We start from the raw sequence: 17,749 nt of genomic DNA, 5'->3' as shown, positions 1-17,749 counted from the left end.
CTGTGAATTTATCCAGTATTTTGCTTTATCTTCTCTGACTTATTGGTGCTTATGGACGTTTCTGATCTGCTCGATGGCTTGAATGACAAACAGCGCGATGCCGTGGCGGCACCGCGCAGTAACCTGCTGGTGTTGGCAGGCGCGGGCAGCGGAAAAACGCGCGTTCTGGTGCATCGTATTGCCTGGCTACTGTCGGTAGAGAATTGCTCGCCTTACTCGATTATGGCGGTGACATTTACCAACAAAGCGGCGGCGGAGATGCGCCACCGTATCGATCAGCTGATTGGCACCAGTCAGGGGGGAATGTGGATCGGCACCTTCCACGGCTTAGCACACCGTTTGTTGCGTGCGCATCACCTTGATGCCGGTTTGCCGCAGGATTTCCAAATTCTCGACAGCGAAGACCAGCTGCGTCTGCTAAAACGCCTGATCAAAGCTATGAACCTTGATGATAAGCAATGGCCTGCACGCCAGGGCATGTGGTACATCAACGGTAAAAAAGACGAAGGGCTGCGACCCCAACACATTGAGAACTATGGCAATCCAGTTGAGCAAACCTGGCTGCGTATTTATCAGGCCTATCAGGAAGCCTGTGACCGCGCCGGGCTGGTGGATTTTGCCGAGCTGCTGTTGCGCGCCCACGAGCTTTGGCTCAACAAGCCGCATATTCTGAATCACTATCGCGAACGCTTTACCAACGTGCTGGTGGACGAATTTCAGGATACCAATAACATTCAGTACGCCTGGATACGCATGCTGGCAGGTGACAGCGGTCGCGTAATCATCGTTGGCGATGACGATCAGTCGATTTACGGCTGGCGTGGCGCCCAGGTCGAAAATATCCAGCGCTTTTTGCAGGATTTTCCTGGCGCAGAAACCATTCGTCTTGAGCAAAACTACCGCTCTACCAATAATATTCTGAAGTCGGCTAACGCCTTGATTGCCAATAATAATGGTCGCCTCGGTAAAGAGCTGTGGACCGATGGCAGCGACGGCGAGCCGATCTCCATTTACTGTGCCTTTAACGAACTGGATGAAGCGCGCTTTGTGGTGAATCGCATCAAGGCCTGGCATGAAAACGGCAACGCGCTGGCGGACTGTGCAATTCTGTATCGCAGCAATGCCCAGTCGCGTGTGCTGGAAGAAGCGCTGTTGCAGAGCAGCATGCCGTATCGCATTTATGGCGGCATGCGCTTTTTCGAACGTCAGGAAATTAAAGATGCGCTGGCTTATTTGCGCTTAATGGCCAATCGTAACGATGATGCTGCCTATGAACGCGTGGTGAATACGCCGGTGCGCGGCGTCGGCGATCGTACGCTGGACGTGGTGCGTCAAACCGCGCGTGAAAAACAGCTGACTCTGTGGCAGGCGACACGTGAGTTATTACAGACGCGAGCACTGGCAGGTCGTGCCGCCTCTGCGCTGCAACGCTTTTGCGAGTTGGTTGATTCACTGGCAACAGAAACTGCCGACATGCCGCTGCACGTACAAACCGATCGGGTGATCAAAGATTCAGGTTTGTGGCTGATGTATGAGCAGGAGAAAGGCGAAAAAGGCCAGGCACGTATTGAAAACCTTGAGGAACTGGTCACGGCAACGCGCCAGTTCAGCTATCAGGATGAAGACGAAGATCTTATGCCATTGCAGGCATTCTTATCGCACGCCGCGCTGGAAGCTGGCGAAGGCCAGGCGGATAAATGGCAGGATGCAGTACAGTTAATGACGCTGCATTCGGCAAAAGGGCTGGAGTTCAGCCAGGTATTTATCGTCGGTATGGAAGAAGGTATGTTCCCCAGCCAGATGTCGCTGGAAGAGGGGGGGCGCCTGGAAGAAGAACGTCGTCTGGCCTATGTGGGCGTGACGCGTGCGATGCAAAAACTGACGCTGACCTATGCGGAAACCCGTCGTTTATATGGTAAAGAGGTGTATCACCGTCCTTCGCGCTTTATTGGCGAACTGCCCGAAGCCTGCATAGAAGAAGTGCGCCTGCGCGCCAGCGTAAGCCGCCCGGTCAGTCATCAACGTATGGGTACACAGGTGACGAAAAACGACAGCGGCTTTGCCCTTGGTCAGCGGGTAAAGCATGCTAAATTTGGTGAAGGCACCGTCGTCAATCTGGAAGGCAGCGGTGAACACAGCCGACTTCAGGTCGCGTTTCATGGGCAGGGAATCAAATGGTTAGTGGTCGCCTACGCCAAACTGGAAACGCTTTAGCGCCTGTTGACGACATTTTCGTCTCAGCGTAACATGCGCCCACTATTATCATGAGAGGACAATGCCTTGGACACGCCCAGTCGATGCTGGCTCGATTACCTGGTTAACAGGAATAACATCTAAGGCTACCTCTTTACGCGGGTAGCCTTAGCGGTTATCAGCGACCTCCCTTTTTAATCCCGTCGCATGAGTCAGCTTTGATTTCTTCTTGAAACGCGCGTTTCCGTGTTCAGGTGTTAGCCGTGCCCGTTTTGAGTCGCAGAACGGCGTACAGCCTTGTCCCATTAAGTCTGCAATGGGGAGTATTGCTATGCTGAGCGCATTTAAACTTGATCAAAGCCGTCTGACGCGCCTGGAACTTGAAGACGAAACGCATAAACTGACGACGTCGGTCTGGGTTGATTTGATCGAACCGGAAGAGGGCGAACGTGAGCGTGTACAAACCGAGTTAGGCCAAAGCCTGGCAACGCGTCCGGAACTGGAAGACATCGAAGCATCCGCCCGTTTCTTCGAGGATGAAGATGGCCTGCACATTCACTCTTTTTTCTTTTATGAAGATGCTGAAGACCATGCCGGAAACGCCACCGTAGCCTTTACCATCCGTGAAGGTCGCCTGTATACCTTGCGTGAACGCGAACTCCCGGCGTTTCGCCTGTATCGCATGCGCGCCCGTAATCAAACCCTGATTGACGGCAACGCTTATGAACTGCTGCTGGACCTGTTTGAAACCAAAATCGAACAGCTTGCGGATGAAATCGAGAACATCTACAGCGCGCTGGAAAAACTCAGCCGGGTGATCATGGAAGGCCAACAGGGCGAAGAGTATGATCAGGCCCTTTCGCGTTTGGCCGAGCTGGAAGATATTGGCTGGAAGGTGCGTTTATGTTTGATGGATACCCAGCGAGCGCTGAATTTTCTGGTGCGTAAGGCGCGTTTGCCGGGCAACCAGTTAGAACAGGCGCGTGAAATCCTGCGCGATATTGAATCGCTGTTACCACACAACGAATCGTTATTTCAGAAGGTGAACTTTCTGATGCAGGCAGCAATGGGCTTTATCAACATTGAGCAGAACCGCATCATCAAAATCTTCTCGGTAGTTTCAGTGGTATTCTTGCCGCCGACACTGGTGGCATCAAGCTACGGCATGAACTTTGATTTTATGCCAGAGCTGAAATGGAGCTTTGGTTATCCGGCAGCCATTGGCCTGATGATCCTTGCCGGTCTGGCACCGTATCTCTATTTCAAGCGTAAAAACTGGTTATGATTTTTTGTTACGGGCCGTTTAACGCGGCCCGTTTTGCTGGCTCCCGCTGGCAAATCTGCGTAATCTGAAACCTCTTTTTCTCAATATATCCAACCTTTATGGACTCTCTCTCGTTGCGCACACAATGGATGTTGCTGCTGGTGGCATCGGTTTTGTTAGGTGTGTTGTTCCAGTCTTTTCACGTTCCTGCCGCGCTGTTACTGGGGCCGATGATTGTCGGTGTTGTGATGGGGCTGTCAGGTGCGTCGCTGCGCATTAATAAGCGTTTTTTTCTACTGGCGCAGGCGGTATTGGGCTGCATGATTGCACAAACCCTGTCGCCATCAATCCTGACGCCGCTGCTACAAGACTGGCCGGTAGTGGTAGCCGTGCTGATGCTCACGCTGGCTGCCAGCGGCTTATCCGGTTTTTTGCTGGTGCGCTTCAGCGATCTGCTTGGTCCGACTGGCGCATGGGGATCCTCGCCAGGCGGCGCATCGGCCATGGTCGCGATGGCTGGTGACTTTGGTGCCGACGTTCGTTTAGTGGCGTTCATGCAATATTTACGCGTTTTGTTTGTTGCGACAGCGGCAGCCATTGTGGCGCGCATCGGTCTGGGGGACTCGGCGCACAGCGTTTCTCAGGTGTGGTTTCCGCCGCTGAATCAGGGATTTCTGATAACGTTAGGCGTGATGTTTGCGGGCGCATGGCTCGGCACCAGGCTGCGGATACCTTCTGGCGCCTTGCTGTTGCCTGCACTGGTGGGCGCGGGATTACACTCTTCCGGCGTTGCGCTGTTGCAGGTGCCAGAGTGGCTACTGGCGCTGGCTTACGCGTTAATTGGCTGGAGTGTCGGCCTGCGCTTTACTCGCCCGGTATTTTTGTTAGCGCTGCGGACATTGCCACAAATGATCGTCTCAATCATTGGCCTGATGCTGTTATGTGGCGGTTCAGCGTGGTTACTGACGCGGGTATTGCACATTGATTTGATGACGGCTTATCTCGCCACTAGCCCAGGTGGTCTGGACACGGTGGCGATCATTGCGGCGGGCAGCCGGGTGGACATTGCATTTGTGATGGCGCTGCAAACGCTGCGCCTGTTCACCATTTTGCTGACGGACCCAGCCCTGGCGCGCTTTATTTCACGCTATGCTCACCCGCGAGCGGGCGCGAACTGAATGGTAGACGGTATCGAAAATAAACACGATTAACGCCAGCCAGATAAAGCCAAAGGTCACCATTTTATCTGAGGTAATGGTTTCGCCATAAAACAGCACCGCCAGCAGAAACATCAGCGTTGGGCCAAGATACTGAAAGAAGCCCACTGTTGAAAGACGCAGGCGTGTGCAGGCCGCCGCGAACAGCATCAGCGGAATGGTCGTGACAATACCGGCCGCGATCAGCTTGAAATTCAGGCTCATCGGGTTCGCACTTAAATGACTGGTGCTACTGTCGGCAAAGCCAAACAGATAGAGGGCAGCCAGCGGAAACAGCCACATTGTTTCAATTAACATGCCGCTCTGCGCATCGACCTGGATTTTTTTACGTATCAGGCCGTAAAAGGAGAAGCTCAATGCCAGGCCAAGGGCGATAACGGGCAGCGATCCAAACTGCCAAAGCTGCACCAGTACACCTAATGTCGCCAGCAGCACCGCCAGCCATTGCAGGCGGCGGAAGCGTTCCCGCAGAAACAGCATGCCGCACAACACATTAATGAGCGGATTGATAAAATAGCCGAGACTGGCTTCCAGCAAATGCTGATTATTCACCGCCCAGATAAACAGCAGCCAGTTGCCGCCGATGGTCAGTGCGGTTACTGCGAGAATCAGCACCTTTTTGGGCTGGCGCAGCACGCTGCGTACTTGTCCCCATCTGCGGCTCAGGGTAATTAAAATCAGCATAAACAGCGCGGACCAAATTACGCGATGCGTCATAATTTCGGTAGGCGGAACCTCTTTAACTAGCTTGAAATAGGCGGGCGCAATGCCCCAAATAAAGTAAGCGCCAAGAGCAAAGCCAATGCCCTGGCGCGTTTGTTGTGTATCCATATACCATCCAAAAAGCGGCGATTTTCGTATGCCGCGTAGGGTTATCCAATCAAATAGGTGGCAGTTGCCGTAGCGATATAGTCGCCTTGTTGGTTATGCAGTTCGACGCGCGCTACCGCGACTTTATTACCGGCACGCAGCAGGCTGCTAGTGGCAGTAAAGCGTTCGCCGCGCCCTGGGCGTAAATAATCGACGCGCATATCAATGGTTCCCATGCGCGACAGGCGCTGACGTAACTCTTCTTCGCTGATATTTTCCTGTCGTGTTAGCGCGTGGCTCACACAGACCATGCCTGCCGCGACATCCAATACTGAAGCGATCACGCCACCGTGAAGTATCTGCTGTGCGGCGTTGCCAACCAGCATGGTTTTATTGGCAAAGCTCAGTTCCGCATACTCAGGTTCAAGGCGATCCAGCTCCAGCCCTAATGCCTGATTAAACGGCATATGATAAACAAAAATTTCACCGATAAGGCGGCGCGCTTCCTGCTGAGTCAACAGCCCTGATGACATGGTTTATTGTCCCGAAAATGATCGCCAAATGGCGCGAAATTTTAATGAGATATGTATTCTATGCCCCTCGCGAGGGGCTTTCCAGTTTAGGAAATCTGCGCTCATCTTAAGGTTCATTTGCGTGTAGAATGACCTGCTTTTTTAAGATATTCACACCGCTATTTTAAGTACGCAGCGCTCATCGGAGAATTTTATGCGTAAGTACCGCGCCTTATTGGCGGCAATGCTGTTACTTTCTGCTTTGGCGCAGGCAGATGAAGCCACGATTCGAGAAATCCATGATACACCGCAAGTCCGCGGTAGTATTATTGCCAACATGCTGGAAAAGCATGATAACCCGTTCGTGCTTTATCCGTATGAAAGCAACTACGTACTCTACACCTATACCAGCAACATGAATAAAGAGGCGATTTCCTCTTATGGCTGGGGTAAGGATGCCCGTAAAGATGAAGTGAAATTTCAGCTCAGTCTGGCATTTCCTCTGTGGCGCGGTATTCTGGGCGATAATTCCGTATTAGGGGCGTCTTATACGCAACGTTCGTGGTGGCAGCTATCGAATCAAAGCCAGTCTGCGCCGTTTCGTGAAACTAACTACGAACCGCAAATTTTTCTGGGCTGGGCGACAGATTACTCCTTCGCGGGCTGGACGTTACGGGATGTTGAAGTGGGTCTGAACCATGAATCAAATGGCCGTAGTGACCCGACTTCACGCAGTTGGAACCGTGTCTACGCACGCCTGATGGCGCAACATGACAATTTTCTGGCTGAAATCAAACCGTGGTATCGCATCCCCGAGAATGAAAAAAATGATGATAACCCAGACATGACCAAATACATGGGTTATTACCGCCTGAAGCTCGGTTACATGATGGGTGACAATATCTTCAGTGTGGAAGGCCAATACAACTGGAATACCGGTTATGGCGGCGCGCAGTTGGGCTGGAGCTATCCTGTCACGCAACATGTTCGCTTTTATACCCAGCTGTACAGCGGTTATGGCGAATCGCTGATCGACTACAACCATCGTCAAACACGAATTGGTGTGGGCGTGACGCTGAACGACCTCTTCTGATCAACGACGTAAAACAGGAATACAGTGGCAACCTCGGCAGTTCTTAATCAAGAAGCGTTGGCGCAGCAGGTATTGCAAAATACCTTCGGCTATCAACAATTTCGCCCCGGACAGCAAACAATTATCAATGAAGCGCTGAATGGGCGGGATTGTCTGGTGGTGATGCCGACCGGCGGTGGTAAATCGCTGTGTTATCAGATCCCCGCGCTGGTGCGTGACGGGCTGACGCTGGTGGTATCACCGCTCATTTCGCTGATGAAAGATCAGGTTGATCAGTTGCTGGCCAACGGTGTGGCAGCGGCTTGCCTGAATTCTACGATGACGCGTGAGCAGCAGCAGGCGGTGATGGCAGATTGCCGTACCGGGCGCGTGAAGCTGCTGTATATCGCGCCAGAACGCTTGATGATGGACAACTTTCTTGAAAATCTGGCGCATTGGCAGCCGTCAATGCTAGCGGTTGATGAAGCACACTGTATTTCACAATGGGGCCATGATTTCCGCCCGGAATATGGCGCGCTGGGGAAAATGCGTCAGCGCTTCCCTGATCTCCCGGTCATGGCATTGACCGCCACCGCCGACGAAACTACCCGTAACGACATCGTTAACCTGCTGCACATGCATGATCCGCTGATCCAGATCAGCAGCTTCGATCGTCCTAATATTCGCTACACGCTGGTGGAGAAGTTTAAACCCACCGATCAGCTGTTGCGCTATGTACAGGATCAGCGCGGCAAGTGCGGCATTATTTACTGTAATAGCCGGGCAAAAGTAGAGGATACCGCTGCACGGCTGCAGAGCCGTGGCCTGAGCGTAGGGGCTTATCATGCCGGTATTGACAGCCAACAGCGTGCCCGGGTGCAGGAAGCATTTCAGCGGGATGACTTGCAAATCGTGGTGGCTACTGTGGCGTTTGGCATGGGCATCAACAAGCCCAACGTACGTTTTGTGGTGCACTTCGATATTCCACGCAACATCGAATCCTATTATCAGGAAACCGGTCGCGCTGGCCGTGACGGTTTACCCGCAGAAGCGATGATGTTGTATGATCCGGCCGATATGGCATGGCTACGTAAGTGCCTTGAAGAGAAAGCGCCGGGTCCGTTGCAGGATATAGAACGTCACAAACTGAACGCGATGAATGCCTTTGCCGAGGCGCAAACCTGTCGTCGTCTCGTGCTGCTGAACTACTTTGGTGAAGGTCGCCAGCAGGCTTGTAGCAATTGCGACATCTGCCTTGATCCACCCAAGCGTTATGACGGATTAGTCGAAGCGCAAAAAGCGCTTTCCGGTATTTATCGCGTTGGGCAACGTTTCGGCATGGGTTACATTGTTGAAGTTCTGCGCGGCGCAAATAATCAGCGTATCCGTGAACAGGGTCACGACAAACTGCCCGTTTATGGCCTGGGTAAAGATCACAGCCATGAACATTGGGTGAGCGTACTGCGTCAGTTAATCCATTTGGGTCTGGTGACGCAAAATATTGCTATGCATTCAGCTTTGCAGCTGACTGAAGCGGCACGTCCGGTATTGCGCGGCGAAGTGCCGCTGATGCTGGCGGTGCCGCGACTGATTACCGCCAAATCTAAGTACAACGGTTCGGCGAAGTTTCATGGCGGCAACTATGATCGCAAACTGTTTGCCAAACTGCGTAAGTTACGTAAAGCCATCGCTGATGAAGAAAATATCCCGCCTTATGTGGTATTCAACGATGCCACGTTAATTGAAATGGCGGAGCAGATACCGCTTAGCGCATCAGAGATGTTAAGCGTTAACGGCGTTGGACACCGCAAGCTGGAGCGCTTTGGTAAACCCTTTTTGGTGATGATCAAAGAGCATATTGATGAAGAATAAAGGATGCCAGTTATGTTGATGTTATTTGCTACGGTTGCGCTGGTACATTTGGTGGCGCTGATGAGTCCTGGCCCGGACTTCTTTTTTGTGTCGCAAACGGCGGCCAGCCGCTCCCGCAAAGAAGCGATGATGGGCGTGTTTGGCATCACGCTGGGCATTGTTATCTGGGCGGGTGTCGCCCTGATGGGCCTGCATCTGATTCTGCAGAAAATGGCGTGGCTGCACCAAATTATTATGGTTGGCGGCGGTATTTATCTGTTGTGGATGGGCTGGCAGTTAATGTGTTCGGCACGTCAGCGCCATAAGCAGCCCCATTCGCCAGAGCCAACAGTCGCGCTGCCTAATAAAGGCATGAGCTTCCTGAAAGGCTTTCTCACCAACCTGTCGAATCCAAAAGCGATTATTTACTTCGGTAGCGTTTTCTCACTGTTTGTGGGTAACGATGTGGGGGCGATGGAGCGTTGGGGGCTGTTTCTGTTAATTGTCGGCGAGACGTTCGCGTGGTTTACGCTGGTGGCGTCGATTTTTGCCATGCCGTGGGTGCGGGACAAATATCAGCGTTTAGCGAAGTGGGTAGATGGCATGGCGGGCGTATTATTCGCCGGATTCGGTATTCATTTGATCATCGCACGTTAAGCGCGGGTTTACCTGACCCGCCCGGCATCGGGCAAGGCTCGTCCTCCTCACGTAATATCATATGGGACGGCGCACTGACCGCTACCGAGCGGGCTGTGACCCAGCGGCCGGTATAAAGAAAAAAGGGGCCAGTCAGACAACTTTTCTTGCACAGGCCAGTAGCGCGCCGACTGCAATAAACATTCCGCCAAATGAGCGATTCAGCAGCTTCATTTGGTCTGGTCCTCTAATCCATATTGCGATGCGTGTTGCTAATGTGGCATAACCAATCATCACGAGAATATCCACCACTACCGTGGTTATGCCCAGCACCAGAAACTGCGCCAGTTGTGGTTGGTGCGGCAGGACAAATTGCGGAAACAGCGCGGCAAGAAACACGATACTTTTCGGGTTGGTGAGGTTTACCAGCAGCGCTCGTTTAAACAGGCGACGGCGTGGCATCGCTTTGGATACGGCCTTAAGATCGATAGCGCCTGCTGAACGCCATTGCTGAATGCCAAGCCAGACCAGATACGCTGCGCCTGCCCATTTAAGTATTTCAAACGCCAGCAGCGAGTGTGAAAACAGTGCGCCAAGGCCAACGCCGACCAGCACGATGTGCAGCGACAGACCAAGCTGCAGGCCAGCAATGGAGGCCACTGCCCCGCGATAGCCGTGGCTAATGCCGGTACTCATGGTATTAATCGCTCCAGAGCCGGGCGATAAACTGAGAATTGAGGTGGTAAAAAGATAGGTCAGCCACCATTCGATGGTCATGGGCCACGTTCCCTGTATGGTCGGAAGTGTGACACAATACGCCAGAAATAAACGCGGCGCTATGGGCGACACGCGGCAGATCAGACACTTTTCCAGCGTAAACAGGAGGGCGAATGAATCAACACAAAGCCAGCTGGCTTCGGCGTGAAAAAGCATTCGCCGCCTTTGCGACCGGTCCGCTGCTGGACTTTTGGCATCGCCGCGAAGAAGGGGAGTTTACCGGGGTAGAAAATCTTACCCTGCGCTATGTGCGCTTCACTTCACCGCAACATACGCGTGTCATTTTAATTGTGCCGGGCCGCATTGAGAGTTACGTAAAGTACCCTGAGCTGGCGTACGATCTGTTTCACTGTGGCTTTGACGTGATCATCCTTGATCATCGCGGGCAGGGTCGATCTGATCGATTACTGGGAGATTCGCATCGTGGTCATGTGGCTGAATTTACCCATTACGTTGATGATCTGGAAACGCTCTATTTAAAAGAGATCGTTGGCGGGCACTATCAACAGCGTTATGCCCTGGCGCATTCAATGGGTGGCGCGATTTTGACGTTGTTTCTGACGCGCCAGCCGCAGGCGTTTCACGGTGTGGCATTGGTGGCGCCGATGTTTGGCATTGCTCTGCCGTTACCAGAATGGATGGCGCACCGTATTCTCGACTGGGCTGAAAAACGTCCCGCCTTGCGTGATGGCTATGCATTAGGCACCGGACGTTGGCGGGCGCACCCGTTTGGCATTAACCGGTTAACACACAGCGCAGAGCGTTATCGTCGTAATTTGCGTTTTTATGCTGACGATCCGGCGATTCGCGTCGGTGGACCCACTTATCACTGGGTGCGGGAAGGCATTCACGCTGGCCGCAACATTATTAGCCAGGTGGACAAAATCACCACGCCAGTTTTGTTATTACAAGCCAGCGACGATCGTGTCGTGGACAACCGTTCGCAGGATCTCTTTTGTGCCGCGATGGCAGCGGCAGGTCATCCCTGCGAAGGTGGAACGCCGCGAATAATACAGGGCGCGCGACATGAGATCTTGTTTGAAAAAGACGAAATGCGCGCCGAAGCGCTGAATACGGTGATCGACTTCTTTTCGTCTCATCGTTAGATAGTTTCATTTACCTGAGTGGCTACGGCCTTCTGAACCAGATACCCGAGGTTTTCATGTATCACATCGTTGCATCCGACCTGGATGGCACGCTGCTTTCCCCCGAACATCGTATTACCCCTTTTGCCCGCGAAACGCTGCAAAAACTGATGGTGTATGACATTCACTTCGTTTTCGCGACTGGTCGCCATCATATTGATGTTGGTCAGATGCGTGACAAGCTTGGCATTCCGGCTTACATGATCACCTCAAACGGTACCCGTGTGCACAATGCTGATGGCGAACTGATCTTTAGCCTTAATTTGGATCAGGATATTGCGAGCGATCTTTATGGCTTGCAATACCATCATCCTGAAATTCTGACGCACGTTTATCGTGATGATGAGTGGCTTGTGAGTCGTTCACGTCCGGCTGAACAGGATTATTTCCGCGAGTCGGTATTCAATTATCAAGTCTATGAGCCAGGCCTGTTACCGACCGATGGCATCAGCAAAGTCTTTTTTACCTGCGAAGATCCTGAGCAGCTGATCCCGCTGGAACAGGCAATCGAAGCGCGCTGGGGCGATCGCGTGAACGTGAGTTTTTCGCTGCCAACCTGTCTGGAAGTGATGGCGGGCGGCGTGTCGAAAGGCCATGCGCTGGAAGCCGTCGCAAAGCGGCTAAACTACTCACTGAAAGAGTGCATTGCCTTTGGTGATGGTATGAATGATGTTGAAATGCTGAGCATGGCGGGTAAGGGTTACATTATGCGAAACGCACAGCAGCGGTTAAAAGATACCTTGCCTGACTTAGAGGTAATTGGCACGAATGCAGAAGATGCCGTGCCGCAGGCGTTGCGAGCCTTATTTATGTCATAACGGAATGGCCGGTTAGTACAACCGGCCTTTTTTAGCAGCTCAGCCCGCCGTTTTTTTGTGTTATGGCCGTTTCATGCTTAACAACAGCAGAATCACTGCCAGAACGCAGCCAACAATTATCGCTAAGTAACTCTCGTTCCATTCAATAATCCACAATAGCACCAGCGGCGCCAGGCTCGTCGAATAGCCCGGCTGCAGGTGATGACCGCGAAGATTTTATCCGGTATCCCGCCACACAGCAGCGAGCCGGGAATATCAGCGTATTCATAAAAGGAAATAGCATCCTTTGGCAGAGAACAGGAATGGTTTCAGCGTGTTGCTGTGACAAGTCGCGAAAGCGCTTCATTTCTGTAACGGGCGGTGGGTTGGTGAACAAAAATGGCACATTATGCGTCAGGACTTTTTTGTTTTAAGAAAGTGAACGTTCGCTTTTAGGGGACGGTTCGAAAAAAGAGGCGTGTCTGCCTATTTTTGATGCAGTTGTAAACCAGATAAAACAGCCTTCTTCTGGCACTTTGTTTAAACTGGCGCATTCGTCAAAATCGGGGCTGTTACCGTGCTGTTATTGATTGTTACCACCATTCTTTGGGCTTTTTCTTTTAGCCTGATCGGAGAATACCTTGCTGGCCAGGTTGATACCTGGTTCTCTGTTTTCATGCGGCTGTCGCTGGCGGCGTTGGTGTTTTTGCCATTCTTGCGCTGGCGTGGCTATCGCCCTTCAACGCTACTGCTTTATATGCTGGTGGGAATGCTGCAATTAGGCATTATGTATTTGATAAGTTTTGAAGCCTACCTTTACCTTAGCGTGTCCGAGTTCCTGCTGTTCACCGTAATGACGCCGCTGTATGTAACCCTGATTTATGATCTGATCAGCAAGCGGCCGCTGCGCATCGGCTATCTATTCAGCGCACTTTTGGCCGTCGCAGGGGCAGCAATCATTCGCTATGACAAAGTCAGCGATAACTTCTGGTTTGGATTGATGCTGGTACAGCTGTCGAATATCTGCTTTGCGGCGGGAATGGTGGGCTATAAGCGGCTACAGGAAACGCGCCCGATGCCGCAGCACACGGCGTTTTCCTGGTTTTACCTGGGCGCCGTCATGATCGCAGCTATCGCCTGGAGCATATGGGGAAATCCCAGCAAACTTCCGACTACATCGCTGCAATGGAGCATTTTGGTGTGGTTAGGCGTAGCGGCCTCTGGTCTGGGTTACTTCATGTGGAATTACGGCGCCACCCAGGTTGATGCAGGAACGCTGGGCATTATGAACAATATGCATGTGCCAGCCGGGTTGCTGGTTAACCTGGCCATCTGGCAGCAACAGCCACACTGGCCAGGTTTTATCGCGGGTGCGTTAGTGATTATCGCGTCGCTATGGGTGCATAAACGCTGGGTAATTGGGCATAGCCCGAAGTAAATTTAACAACATGATTGAATGACGATAAATCAGGAAGAGCGAGCCCGATCGCACAGCTTTATGGGTCGGGATCGCCTTTTTTGGCTGAACAGCGATGTAGCGGAACTCAGGCAGGTTTACCCGTTTTAGGCCGATGAATCATCGCCAGCCCTTTGAGAAAGTTACGCATAATCTGATCGCCGCATTCGCGATAGTTCTTATGATCGGGTTTACGGAAGATAGCGCCTATTTCTGCCTGAGAAACCGTAAAGTTGGCGCGTTTTAGCACGTCAGGAATATCAGAAGTTTTCAAATCGAAGGCAATACGCAACTTTTTCATGAAAATATTGTTATTCATTTTGCGCTCAATGGAAGGAGTCGGCATATCTTCACTTTTGCCGCGGCGATGGAAAATCAATCCATTCAGGAAGTAACCCATCAATACGTCTGGACACGGACGAAATGCCGCGTCGTCATCCTTCTTCAACCACGTTTGCACATCGGCTTGCGGCACATCGCAGCCTGCCAGCGCAAAAATTGCCACCATTTTGGCATCGCTCAAATCGAGCATGTAGCGCACGCTGCGCAGAATATCATTGTTAGTCATGGTGAAATCTTCTTATGGTCAGTCGACAGGCTGCGCATTATAGGGGATTTTGCCGGCATTCGCGCAGGTTTATGGGCTGGATTATCGCTGCAACAGCATTCCCGGATGTTGGGCATTGCGTACAAAAGGCAAATGATCACAGGCATGCTGGCGAGCAAAGCGGATAAAGGCTTCCAGCACGGGTTGGCGCTGCTCGCCGTCACGAACGGCTGCATAAAGCCGACTCCATAATCCGTCACCTAACGTTTTCGTCACCACTAATCCCTGTTTTTCAAAACTTTCCACGACCCAGTGCGGCAATGCGGCAATGCCCATGCGTGCCGACACCATCTGAATTAATAGCAAGGTGTTATCGACACTTTTCAACGCTGGGCTAACGCCAGCGGGTTGCAGGAAATGACGCCAAATATCAAGCCGTTGACGCTGCACCGGATAAATCATCAACACTTCATCGCCAAGATCTTCCGGGGAGATATGTTCAACCTGCGCCAGTGGGTGATCCGGCGCCAGAACTAATCGCACTTCAAAATCAAACATGGGTGAATAGAACAGGCCGGAGCGCGGCAGAATGTCAGAGGTCAGCACTACATCCAGCTCACCCTGCTGCAGCGCTGGCTGCGGATCAAAGGTGACACCGGATTTGAAATCCATCACCACCTGCGGCCAGCTCTGACGGAAGTTATCCAGTGCTGGCGTCAGCCATTGAATACAGCTGTGGCATTCAATGGCTATACGCAACGTGGTCTGATGTGGCTCGTGGCAGGCTTGCAGTGCCTGCTGAATTTGCGGCAGCACTTGTTCTGCCAGCTGTAACAAAATTTCTCCCTGCGGCGTAAATCGCAACGGCTGGCTTTTACGGACGAACAGGCGGAATCCCAGCCGCTGCTCCAGATCGCTGAACTGATGTGACAACGCTGATTGCGTCTGATGGAGCTGGGCAGCCGCAGCAGCCAGCGATCCCGTATTACGCAGAGCCTGAAGCGTCCGCAGGTGCTTGAGTTCGATCATGAGAGTCCTTCATATCGAATTGAACAAATTGCGCTTGAGGAACATACAGTACCCGCAGAATATAGCGGTGTAAACATCTGGACGGCTAAACATCTTTGGCTGCCAGTCCTAAGCCAAAGTGAAAGAATATCTGGAGAACAGCAAATGACCATTCTGAACCATACTCTCGGCTTTCCACGTGTTGGCCTGCATCGCGAACTAAAAAAGGCCCAGGAAAGCTACTGGGCCGGTCACAGCAGCCAGGAAGAATTACTGGCGGTAGGCCGCGAGCTGCGGGCACGTCACTGGCAACAACAGAAAGACGCGGGAGTAGATCTGCTGCCGGTGGGGGACTTCGCCTGGTATGATCATGTGCTGACCACCAGCCTGCTGCTGGGAAATGTACCCGCGCGCCACCAGAATAAAGAAGGTTCTGTCGATCTCGACACGCTGTTCCGCCTGGGTCGTGGCCGGGCGCCGACGGGCGAGCCTGCCGCTGCTGCTGAAATGACCAAATGGTTTAACACCAATTATCACTATATGGTGCCGGAATTTATCAAAGGCCAGCAGTTCAAACTGACCTGGACGCAGTTACTGGATGAAGTTGACGAAGCGCTGGCGCTGGGTCACAAAATCAAACCGGTTTTGCTTGGCCCGCTAACCTATCTGTGGCTGGGTAAAGTAAAGGGCGAACAATTTGATCGCCTGTCGTTACTGAACGCTATTTTGCCGGTGTATCAGCAAGTATTAGCTGAACTGGCTAAACGAGATATTGAGTGGGTACAGATTGATGAGCCTGCCCTGGCGCTGGAATTGCCACAAGCCTGGCGCGACGCCTTTAAACCGGCTTACGCTGCACTGCAAGGCCAGAGCAAACTGCTGCTGACGACTTACTTCGACAGTATCGGTCAGAACATTGATGTGATTCGTGAACTGCCAGTGCAGGGACTGCATGTTGACCTGGTGCACGGACGTGATGACATTCAGGCGCTGAACCAGCAACTTCCGGCTTCCTGGCTGCTTTCGCTTGGCGTGATTAATGGCCGTAACGTGTGGCGTGCCGATCTGAGCAGCTGGTTCGAGCGCCTGCAACCGCTGACAGGTCAACGTGAACAACTGTGGATTGGCACCTCCTGCTCGCTGCTGCACAGCCCAATTGATCTGAGCGTGGAAACGCGTCTGGACGAAGAAGTGAAAAGCTGGTTTGCTTTTGCCCTTCAGAAGTGCGCAGAGCTTTCTTTGCTAAGTAACGCGCTGAATAACCACGATGCGGCATCGCTGGAAGCGTGGAGTGCGCCAGTTCGTGCACGCGCTCACTCAAGCCGTGTGCACAATGCCGCCGTTGGCAAACGTCTGCAAGCCATTACTGCCCAGGACAGTGAGCGTCAGAGCGCCTATGGCGAACGTGCGAAAGCGCAGCGCCAACGGTTTAACCTGCCGGCCTGGCCGACCACCACTATCGGTTCTTTCCCGCAGACCACCGAAATTCGCGGGCTGCGTCTTGACTTCAAACAGGGTCGTCTGGACAGCAATCACTACCGCACTGGTATTGCCGGACACATCAGGCAGGCGATTGTTGAGCAGGAGCGTTTAGGGCTGGACGTGCTGGTGCATGGAGAGGCCGAACGTAACGATATGGTCGAATATTTCGGCGAGCATCTGGATGGTTTCGTGTTTACGCAAAATGGTTGGGTGCAGAGCTATGGTTCGCGCTGCGTGAAGCCGCCCGTAATCATCGGTGATGTCAGCCGTCCTGAAGCTATCGCCGTAGAATGGGCGAAATATGCGCAATCGCTGACTGACAAGCCGGTAAAAGGCATGTTGACCGGTCCGGTAACGATTCTTTGCTGGTCGTTTCCGCGTGAAGACGTGACCCGTGAAACCATTGCCAGACAAATTGCGCTGGCGCTGCGTGATGAAGTGGAAGATTTGGAAAAAGCCGGTATCGGCATTATTCAGATTGATGAGCCGGCGTTACGCGAGGGTCTGCCGCTTCATCAGTCAGACTGGGCTGCCTATCTGGCCTGGGCGGTTGACGCTTTCCGTCTGAATGCAGCCGTAGCGCAAGATGACACGCAAATTCATACACATATGTGTTATTGCGAGTTCAACGACATCATGGATTCTATTGCGGCGCTGGATGCGGATGTGATCACCATTGAAACCTCACGTTCAGATATGGATCTGCTGGAAGCTTTTGAAACTTTTGAATATCCGAACGAAATTGGCCCAGGCGTGTATGACATTCATTCGCCAAACGTGCCGAGCGTGGAGTGGATGGAGGCGCTGTTACTAAAAGCGGCGCAGCGTATTCCAGAAGAGCGTTTATGGGTAAACCCAGACTGCGGCCTGAAAACACGTGGCTGGACCGAAACGCGTCAGGCGCTGGCTAACATGGTAAAAGCGGCGAAAAAATTGCGTGGTGAAACTGTTTAAACGGTTTGGTATTGAAGTGTTGGGGCGC

The 17,749-nt window shown here is 52.5% G+C and carries 16 protein-coding genes; 11 read left to right on the top strand and 5 right to left on the bottom strand.

What is annotated here, in order from left to right:
* Positions 1 to 51: 51 nt before the first annotated feature.
* From uvrD to QRY16_RS05465, 4 genes are all read left to right on the top strand, one after another.
* Positions 52 to 2,214, top strand: coding sequence for a DNA helicase II (gene uvrD / locus QRY16_RS05475; protein WP_193406267.1), 2,163 nt, complete (start codon positions 52 to 54; stop codon positions 2,212 to 2,214).
* Positions 2,215 to 2,280: 66 nt separating this feature from the next.
* Entirely contained in the window at positions 2,281 to 2,337 is a 57-nt protein-coding gene (gene ysgD / locus QRY16_RS22195) for a YsgD/CorL family protein (protein WP_419776112.1), read from the top strand.
* A gap of 187 nt (positions 2,338 to 2,524) precedes the next feature.
* Positions 2,525 to 3,478 (top strand): magnesium/cobalt transporter CorA, encoded by a 954-nt coding sequence (gene corA / locus QRY16_RS05470; RefSeq protein WP_193406266.1) that lies wholly within the window; start codon positions 2,525 to 2,527, stop codon positions 3,476 to 3,478.
* Positions 3,479 to 3,576: 98 nt separating this feature from the next.
* Complete coding sequence (locus tag QRY16_RS05465; RefSeq protein WP_289775906.1) at positions 3,577 to 4,635, top strand: AbrB family transcriptional regulator; 1,059 nt, start codon at positions 3,577 to 3,579, stop codon at positions 4,633 to 4,635.
* Here the strand turns inward: QRY16_RS05465 and rarD are convergent.
* On the bottom strand, positions 4,600 to 5,505 hold the full coding sequence (rarD, locus tag QRY16_RS05460) for an EamA family transporter RarD (RefSeq protein WP_289775905.1): 906 nt from the start codon (positions 5,503 to 5,505) through the stop codon (positions 4,600 to 4,602). The two genes, QRY16_RS05465 and rarD, sit on opposite strands and share 36 nt — an antisense overlap.
* Positions 5,506 to 5,546: 41 nt before the next feature.
* Positions 5,547 to 6,017, bottom strand: coding sequence for a thioesterase family protein (locus QRY16_RS05455; protein ID WP_193405731.1), 471 nt, complete (start codon positions 6,015 to 6,017; stop codon positions 5,547 to 5,549).
* Between the two features lie 193 nt (positions 6,018 to 6,210).
* On the opposite strand from QRY16_RS05455, the gene pldA reads away from it, so the two are divergent.
* Genes pldA through rhtC form a run of 3 tightly spaced genes read left to right on the top strand, consistent with a single transcriptional unit; the run spans position 6,211 to position 9,576 of the window.
* Complete coding sequence (pldA, locus tag QRY16_RS05450; protein WP_289775904.1) at positions 6,211 to 7,089, top strand: phospholipase A; 879 nt, start codon at positions 6,211 to 6,213, stop codon at positions 7,087 to 7,089.
* Positions 7,090 to 7,113: 24 nt separating this feature from the next.
* Positions 7,114 to 8,940 carry an ATP-dependent DNA helicase RecQ gene (recQ, locus tag QRY16_RS05445; RefSeq protein ID WP_289775903.1) on the top strand — a complete coding sequence of 609 codons (1,827 nt, stop codon included), beginning with the start codon at positions 7,114 to 7,116 and terminating at the stop codon, positions 8,938 to 8,940.
* Between the two features lie 12 nt (positions 8,941 to 8,952).
* Positions 8,953 to 9,576, top strand: a complete 624-nt coding sequence (gene rhtC, locus QRY16_RS05440; protein ID WP_289775902.1) for a threonine export protein RhtC — start codon at positions 8,953 to 8,955, stop codon at positions 9,574 to 9,576.
* 132 nt (positions 9,577 to 9,708) lie between these two features.
* On the opposite strand, the gene rhtB is transcribed toward rhtC, so the two are convergent.
* Entirely contained in the window at positions 9,709 to 10,332 is a 624-nt protein-coding gene (rhtB, locus tag QRY16_RS05435) for a homoserine/homoserine lactone efflux protein (protein ID WP_289775901.1), read from the bottom strand.
* A gap of 113 nt (positions 10,333 to 10,445) precedes the next feature.
* Between rhtB and pldB the strand changes: the two genes are divergently transcribed.
* The 3 genes from pldB (at position 10,446) to QRY16_RS05420 (ending at position 13,712) form a co-directional block, all read left to right on the top strand.
* Positions 10,446 to 11,438 carry a lysophospholipase L2 gene (pldB, locus tag QRY16_RS05430; protein ID WP_289775900.1) on the top strand — a complete coding sequence of 331 codons (993 nt, stop codon included), beginning with the start codon at positions 10,446 to 10,448 and terminating at the stop codon, positions 11,436 to 11,438.
* Between the two features lie 56 nt (positions 11,439 to 11,494).
* Positions 11,495 to 12,295, top strand: a complete 801-nt coding sequence (yigL, locus tag QRY16_RS05425; RefSeq protein ID WP_289775899.1) for a sugar/pyridoxal phosphate phosphatase YigL — start codon at positions 11,495 to 11,497, stop codon at positions 12,293 to 12,295.
* 556 nt (positions 12,296 to 12,851) lie between these two features.
* Positions 12,852 to 13,712 carry a carboxylate/amino acid/amine transporter gene (locus QRY16_RS05420; RefSeq protein ID WP_289775898.1) on the top strand — a complete coding sequence of 287 codons (861 nt, stop codon included), beginning with the start codon at positions 12,852 to 12,854 and terminating at the stop codon, positions 13,710 to 13,712.
* A 106-nt stretch (positions 13,713 to 13,818) separates the two neighbouring features.
* Here QRY16_RS05420 and QRY16_RS05415 read toward each other — a convergent pair whose 3' ends face one another.
* Positions 13,819 to 14,298 carry a YehS family protein gene (locus QRY16_RS05415; protein ID WP_193405739.1) on the bottom strand — a complete coding sequence of 160 codons (480 nt, stop codon included), beginning with the start codon at positions 14,296 to 14,298 and terminating at the stop codon, positions 13,819 to 13,821.
* Positions 14,299 to 14,379: 81 nt separating this feature from the next.
* On the bottom strand, positions 14,380 to 15,306 hold the full coding sequence (gene metR, locus QRY16_RS05410; protein ID WP_289775897.1) for an HTH-type transcriptional regulator MetR: 927 nt from the start codon (positions 15,304 to 15,306) through the stop codon (positions 14,380 to 14,382).
* 144 nt (positions 15,307 to 15,450) lie between these two features.
* Here metR and metE point away from each other — a divergent pair, with 144 nt between their 5' ends.
* A complete protein-coding gene (metE, locus tag QRY16_RS05405) occupies positions 15,451 to 17,721 on the top strand; it encodes a 5-methyltetrahydropteroyltriglutamate--homocysteine S-methyltransferase (protein ID WP_289775896.1) in 2,271 nt (756 codons plus the stop codon).
* Positions 17,722 to 17,749: the final 28 nt, after the last annotated feature.

The organism is Mixta mediterraneensis (assembly GCF_030283135.1).
Classification (GTDB): Bacteria; Pseudomonadota; Gammaproteobacteria; order Enterobacterales; family Enterobacteriaceae; genus Pantoea; species Pantoea mediterraneensis.
The sequence above is the reverse complement of the archived record's forward strand: the minus strand, read 5'-3'. Positions and strand labels throughout refer to the sequence as shown.